Below are 5,789 nucleotides of genomic sequence, written 5' to 3' on the forward strand. Positions count from 1 at the left end.
TCGTTTGACGGCTCTGTGCCAGAGCCTCCGATGACACACCCATCTTTTCCTCCCATGCGTCCTTGTTGGTCAAAGAGCCAGGCACTTTCCTCAGCGAATGCTGCCGGCGGAAGCGTGTCCATCGAGCAGTCCGATATCGCGCTTGAAATGGTCCGACAGCGCACGCTGGTCAAGCAGGCCGCGTGAGCGGGTCCTGAAGGGAGCGGCGAAGAGGTCGAGGATCGGCGGACACCCGAGAAAGCGAACGACGCCAAGCCTGATAGCTTGTCTCAGTTGGCGTCGGCTACCGTCTGCCGGCCCCCGGCCCAGGCGCGCCATTGCCGTTCGTCGCCATGGAAGACATTGAGGTCTATGCGGCCAGTGACGCCGTGCGACAGGCCGGAGCCGGAATACTGCCAGAACAGCCATTTGCGACCGGGATAGACCTTTGACGGATGCTGGGCGACCGCACGCAGCCAAAACGGATAGTCGAGGAATTCGCCCCTGAGATTGTCGCGGTAGAAATCGGGCGCGGTGTAGATGATGGGCCGCTGGCCGTAATAGCGCTCCAGCTTGTCCATGAACACCTGCATCTTTTCCAGCACCTTTTCGCGCGACGGCCGCCGCTTGCAGCTGGACTCGCCGTTCCACTCGACGTCGATCACCGGCGGCAGCGCGCCTTCGACCCTGGGCACGTTGCGGATGAACCAGTCCGCCTGCTCGCCCGCCGTGCGGCACCAGTAGAAGAAATGGTAGGCGCCGCGCTTCAAGCCGGCGGCGTCGGCGTTGCGCCAGTTTTTCATGAACATCGGATCGAGGTGGTCGCCACCGTCGGTCGCCTTGATGTAGGCGAAGTTGGCGCCCTGCGCCCGCAGCTTGTCCCAGTTGACGTTGCCTTGCCAACGCGAGACGTCGACGCCGTGCACTGCAAGGCGGCGAGGCGAACCCTTGCCGAAATTGATCGGCTTGGCGTCGCGAAAACCGTAACGGGTGAGCGGCCCGGCAAGCATGGCCGGTGCCGCGCGGGTCAATAGCTTGGGCGGCGACACCAAGGCTGCCGGCTCGACCGGCAGCCCGCCGATATCAGGCACTTGGGGATCAGGCGCATCAGGTGCGGCAAACACCCCCGTCTCTTCCTCCTCCGCCAAGCCGAACGGGCGCGTTTTTTCCCCCGGACCGTTGTCAGACATGGGAGCCAATCCGGCCCTTGCCGCCCTGTTGCCCCTTGCCGCCGGAGCAGCGGCGATCGGTGCCGGCGGCCGGATCACGGAACTGGTGGTCTCGTTGGAGGGTTTCTGCAAATCCAGCGCATCGACGCCGGCCGTTGACGAGCAGCCGGCAAGGCATAGCGATGCTATCAAAAAACTGACGACGCCCGGAATCCGCATCTGGACCTGTACTCAAAACACAACAGACCGAGGGCGAAACGACAGCCGACGGACAAACCGGATCAGTTATGAATGAGAAATTACCAATAAAGTTTGAATCAAGTTTTTTTCGCCATACCGCATGCGGGTAAGCGCGGTGGAAACTGGCTCAGGATTTCCTGAAGACGCCGATCATCGGCCCGAGATTCCAGTAGTCGTCTTTGCGGCCGATGGCAGGCGCAAACAGGCTGGATATCGTGCCGTCGAGGAACAGCGCGTTATCGCAACCGAGCGCGTCGCGGAAAAGCCGGGCGAAGGCATGGAAGGTCACCGTGCCATTCGAAATCGCAAAGACCGCGACGCCATCCTTTCGCACCCCGACACCGTCGCGGGTTTTCCGCGAAGTGCCGTCGGCCTGGAATTTCGGATGCAGCTTGCCGTCGATCACCAGCATCGGCCCCGATTGCGTCGCATAGTCGACGGTCGGGCGCCTCTTCACGAAGTCCCTGGTGGCGCGGACCGCGGCCCTGCCGTCGCGTATGTAGAAAATGCCGTTTGGCTGCAGGGAAAAGTTGCCGCTTCCCGAACCCGTTTTCACCGACGCCATCTCCTGGCCGCGCTCGACATAGAGACCGACCGGCGCGAGGTTCGGGTGATACATGCCGGCATTGATGCCGAACAGCATCGTGCGCCCGATCGCCTGTTGCGCGGCATGCAGATTGTGCAGCGACTGAAACGGCTTGCCCGCCGCATCCTTCCAGAACAGCTCGAGCTGATATCGTTTCGGATCGACCTCGCAAACGAGATAGCTGGTCGCCTCGAAGGTGAAGTCCCGGCATGGTGGCAGCGAGACAACCCACTGGCCGAACGACGCGCCAAGCGCCGCCACCGACGGCAGCGCCCCCTTGGCCATCGCCAGCAACAGTGGCACCGATTGCAGGAGGGTCAAAAAATCCATGTGCGTACCGGAATCGAAGTTCGAGGTCCGGTACGGATATAGCCCGTTTCAAGCGATACTGTGGAACTGCCTTAGACGAGCCATCCCATGGCGACGCTCGACAACAAGACGATGCCGAGCAGGCCGCGATAGATGACGAACGGCCAAGCCGAGAAACGCTCCAGCACGCGCATCAGCCCCCATATGGCGAAGAAGGCGGAGATCGACGCGACGACCAGCCCGACAGCAAGCACCGACCAGCCATGGGCGTCGAGATGGACCTTGTGCAGTTCCCAGAGTTCCTTGAGGCCGGCGAGCGCGATGGCAGGCAGCCCGAGCAGGAACGAGAAGCGCGCCGCTTCGGCCCGTTTGAAGCCGAGCCCCAGTGCCGCTGTCAGGGTCGAGCCCGAGCGCGAGACGCCGGGGACAAGCGCGCCGATCTGGGCGATACCGACGAGCAGCGCATCGGTCAGCGACGCATCGCCCATGCTGCGCCGGTGACGGGCAAAGATCTCGGCCAGCGCCAGCAGGATCGCCATGGCGATGCAGGCCCAGCCGATCACCGTCAGGCTACGCAGCGGCGAATTGCAGGCGTTGAGCAGGCCCGACAGCGCAACGCCGGCGATGACGATGGGGATCGTCGCCAGCACGATCCAGAGCGCCAGCTTGAAATGCCGGTCGGCGAAATCGCGTCGCGCCAGAGCGTCGAGCGATCCAAACAGGATATCCCTGACGTCGCTCCAGAAATAGCTGACCACCGCGGCAAGGGCCGCAAGCTGCATGGCGGCGGAGAAGGCGGAGCCAGGATCCTGCCAGCCGAGCACGGCCGGCACGATGCGCATATGGGCAGTCGAGGAAATTGGCAGCAGTTCCGTGATGCCTTGCACCACGCCGAGGAACGCCACCTTGGCGAACCCCAGGCCGACGAAGCCCGTGTCGAGGCCTTGGGTGCAGATATCGGCCAAAATCGAATTCCGTGCATGAGAGATCGGAGTTGCGTGGACCGACCATCGGTCAATCCCGGGCAAGCCTTATCGTCATGGGCCGGATAATCAATTTACGGATTTGTAAGCTGGCACGCCGAGGTGCACGCCGTTCGAAAACCGGCCCACCTTGGGGCCGGCTTGAGGCACACAGGGAAAATCGCAAAGCGACTACGGGCAGAGCCAGAGTTTCTGGCATGTCCTGGCGATCACATGCGCCGGCGGCACTTCGGGCTCATCGGTCGAAGGCCGGCGAGCCCGTTCGAGCAGCATGCGCACCTGTTCGGGACGCACACGATCGCGCTCCATCACAAGCAGGACCATCGGATCTCTCAAAAGCTCGTCCAGGGTGCTGATGCTGTCGTTCATCCGTCGTCTCCTCGAATGCCGTACCCGCGACCCTTAAATAGGACGACAAAGATGGCTCGCCAATGACGCTTTGCCGGCTATCTCGTGTCGATTTGGATTAAATTTTGGCCATGCTTGCGCTCTTCCCTTCCCCTGGCGCTGCGCGTCGATCCACCTTCTTCCACAACAAGGGGAGAAGGGAAAAATTAGCCTGGCGGAGGGGCGCCTTCGTATTTCGGCAGGCCGTCATCAAGCACCAGCCAAGGCTGCTTCGAGGCCGTGAAAATATGCATTTGCGGCTTGAAAACCGTGGGATCGTCGAGCGAACCGGTGGTGATGCCGATAATCCCTGCGGAATCACGTCGGGAGAACAGCGTTGTGCCGCAGCTCGGGCAAAAGCCGCGCTTGAGATCCGGTGAAGAGCCTATAGTCGCCAGCGGCCCATCGATCGTCACGTCCTCGATGCGAAACAGCACGCGTGCGTTGAAGGCGGCGCCGATCGCCTTCTGGCAAAGCCGGCAGTGGCAGACGCGTTCGTTGATGGGAGCCGCGTCCGCGCGGTAGCGCACCGCCTTGCACAGGCATCCGCCCTCATATCTTGCCATTGTCTGGATCCACTGGTGGGAGAGAATAGGCGCGCAACGTATCGGCGGGGCCGATTGGGTCAATTGAAAAGCTTTGATGCAATGTCATCGCTTGTGCTGATGCGAGTTGGGATGAAGCCATGACGCCGAAAGCCGTCATGGAGCCACGGAATGCCGGCTGCCCGCCAACAGCCGGCGGTTTTGGCGTTCACTCCATTTCGCCGACGACCTCGTCCCAGGTCTTGACCTTGGTCTGGCCGTTTAGGAACGGCAGCGCGGCGGCCGTCAGCTCCGGGGCGAAGAAGACATCGTAGTGGGTGCGGTTGGGCAGGATCGCCAGGCGGTTCTGCGACAAGTTCTCGCGCATCCAGCCGGCGTCCTTCAGTCCGCCGCCGAGCATCTGATAGAACTTGATCTCGTGTTCGGGCTTATACATATCGCTGTCGCCATAGACCAGCATGACAGGCATCTTCAGCTTGGCGACATCGGCCGAGTAATCGCGGTTCTGACGCATGAAGCCGCCCAGCGCATCGAGGAGCTTCGGGAACTCCTCCGGATGTGGCGCCACCGCGACGTAGGATTTGTACATCGGCGTGTCCTTCATGAACTCAGCCGCGGCTGCGCTCACCTGTGCCTGCTGCGGACGCATCTCGTCATAGAAGCCGTCCGTGGCGTAGCCGGTCGATACCAAGACGAGGCGGCGCACCGCTTCGGGATGCTGGACGGCCATGCGGAAGGCGACGCCGCCGCCTAGCGAATAGCCCATGACATCGACCTGGCTGTAACCGAGCGCCTTGACGATGGCGGCCATGTCGTCGCCCATCGCCTCCACGGTGAATGGTCGGTCACCCAGCGCGGTGCGGCCGTGACCCTGCAGGTCGACGCCGATGACGGTGCGGTTTTCGGCAAGTTTCGGCAGGATCGGCGCGAACATATCCGTGGTGCCAAGACCACCATGCAGCAGAAGCAGCGGCTCGCCCTTGCCATAGATTGCATAGTAGTAGTTCAGGCCGTTGATCGTCAGAAGGCCGGACTTTTCCGGCTTCGGCAGTGCATTCGTTTCAGTCGTCATGGCAGGTTTTGTCTCCTCTGCATTGATGATGCCCGGGCAGGCAAGCAGTGCTGCGGCCGAAGCAAAAATGGCGAAAAACAGGGTTTTGAACATATCGATCTCCTCTCCTGTCGATATCAAGGCGTTATGCGGATCAAAGCGTTTTGGCGAGTTCTTCGAGCTGGTCGGCGCACTGTCCCCAGCCCTCGTGGAACCCCATCTTCTCATGCTGTTCGCGGTCGGCGACGCTCCAGTGCCTGACCCGAGCGATGTAGCGGGTCTTGCCGTTGCCCTCGTCCTCGAAGGTCAGCGCGACGGTCATGAACGGCTTTTCCGAAGGCTGCCAAGCCTCAGTGTAGGCGTCGGTGAGGACGATCTTCCTGCCGGCAACGACTTCGAGGAAGACACCTGGGTTGGGGAACTCGTTGCCGTCCGGGCTGGCCATGACGACAAGGCTCGAGCCACCGGCGCGCACATCCATCTCCGCGCGCGGCGTCGTCCACGGTTTTGGAGAGAACCAGCGCGTGATCAGTTTCGGAT

General features: G+C 61.9%; 9 protein-coding genes. 2 read left to right on the forward strand and 7 right to left on the reverse strand.

Translation table 11 applies throughout. The features are described 5' to 3' along the window. A partial coding sequence (locus EN884_RS39050) for a hypothetical protein (protein WP_206617626.1) occupies positions 1–186 on the forward strand: 186 nt, incomplete at its 5' end. A gap of 83 nt (positions 187–269) precedes the next feature. Here EN884_RS39050 and EN884_RS22860 read toward each other — a convergent pair. Beyond that, on the reverse strand, positions 270–1,169 hold the full coding sequence (locus EN884_RS22860; protein WP_127371385.1) for a GH25 family lysozyme: 900 nt from the start codon (positions 1,167–1,169) through the stop codon (positions 270–272). Here EN884_RS22860 and EN884_RS39725 point away from each other — a divergent pair. Further along, positions 1,168–1,443, forward strand: coding sequence for a hypothetical protein (locus EN884_RS39725; RefSeq protein ID WP_164748023.1), 276 nt, complete (start codon positions 1,168–1,170; stop codon positions 1,441–1,443). The genes EN884_RS22860 and EN884_RS39725 overlap by 2 nt on opposite strands. Positions 1,444–1,515: 72 nt before the next feature. On the opposite strand, the gene EN884_RS22865 is transcribed toward EN884_RS39725, so the two are convergent. From EN884_RS22865 to EN884_RS22890, 6 genes are all read right to left on the reverse strand, one after another. Continuing rightward, complete coding sequence (locus EN884_RS22865; protein WP_013532085.1) at positions 1,516–2,304, reverse strand: phosphodiester glycosidase family protein; 789 nt, start codon at positions 2,302–2,304, stop codon at positions 1,516–1,518. 71 nt (positions 2,305–2,375) lie between these two features. After that, positions 2,376–3,248, reverse strand: a complete 873-nt coding sequence (locus tag EN884_RS22870) for an undecaprenyl-diphosphate phosphatase (protein ID WP_013532086.1) — start codon at positions 3,246–3,248, stop codon at positions 2,376–2,378. Between the two features lie 189 nt (positions 3,249–3,437). Then, entirely contained in the window at positions 3,438–3,635 is a 198-nt protein-coding gene (locus EN884_RS22875; protein ID WP_027162632.1) for a hypothetical protein, read from the reverse strand. A gap of 185 nt (positions 3,636–3,820) precedes the next feature. After that, positions 3,821–4,219, reverse strand: a complete 399-nt coding sequence (locus EN884_RS22880) for a GFA family protein (RefSeq protein WP_013532088.1) — start codon at positions 4,217–4,219, stop codon at positions 3,821–3,823. A gap of 187 nt (positions 4,220–4,406) precedes the next feature. After that, positions 4,407–5,363 carry an alpha/beta hydrolase gene (locus tag EN884_RS22885; RefSeq protein ID WP_063167839.1) on the reverse strand — a complete coding sequence of 319 codons (957 nt, stop codon included), beginning with the start codon at positions 5,361–5,363 and terminating at the stop codon, positions 4,407–4,409. A 40-nt stretch (positions 5,364–5,403) separates the two neighbouring features. Beyond that, the coding region (locus EN884_RS22890; RefSeq protein ID WP_128360747.1) for an SRPBCC family protein at positions 5,404–5,789 on the reverse strand (386 nt) is incomplete at its 5' end.

Origin of the sequence: Mesorhizobium sp. M7A.F.Ca.AU.001.01.1.1, from assembly GCF_004022735.1 — a bacterium.
GTDB classification, from domain to species: domain Bacteria; phylum Pseudomonadota; class Alphaproteobacteria; order Rhizobiales; family Rhizobiaceae; genus Mesorhizobium; species Mesorhizobium ciceri.

Excerpts from the sequence above, each read along its gene's own strand:
- EN884_RS22880 (WP_013532088.1), bottom strand. The coding sequence starts at position 4,219 with ATGGCAAGATATGAGGGCGGATGCCTGTGCAAGGCGGTGCGCTACCGC.
- EN884_RS22875 (WP_027162632.1), bottom strand. The coding sequence starts at position 3,635 with ATGAACGACAGCATCAGCACCCTGGACGAGCTTTTGAGAGATCCGATG.
- EN884_RS22865 (WP_013532085.1), bottom strand. The coding sequence starts at position 2,304 with ATGGATTTTTTGACCCTCCTGCAATCGGTGCCACTGTTGCTGGCGATG.
- EN884_RS22860 (WP_127371385.1), bottom strand. The coding sequence starts at position 1,169 with ATGTCTGACAACGGTCCGGGGGAAAAAACGCGCCCGTTCGGCTTGGCG.
- EN884_RS22885 (WP_063167839.1), bottom strand. The coding sequence starts at position 5,363 with ATGTTCAAAACCCTGTTTTTCGCCATTTTTGCTTCGGCCGCAGCACTG.
- EN884_RS39725 (WP_164748023.1), top strand. The coding sequence starts at position 1,168 with ATGGGAGCCAATCCGGCCCTTGCCGCCCTGTTGCCCCTTGCCGCCGGA.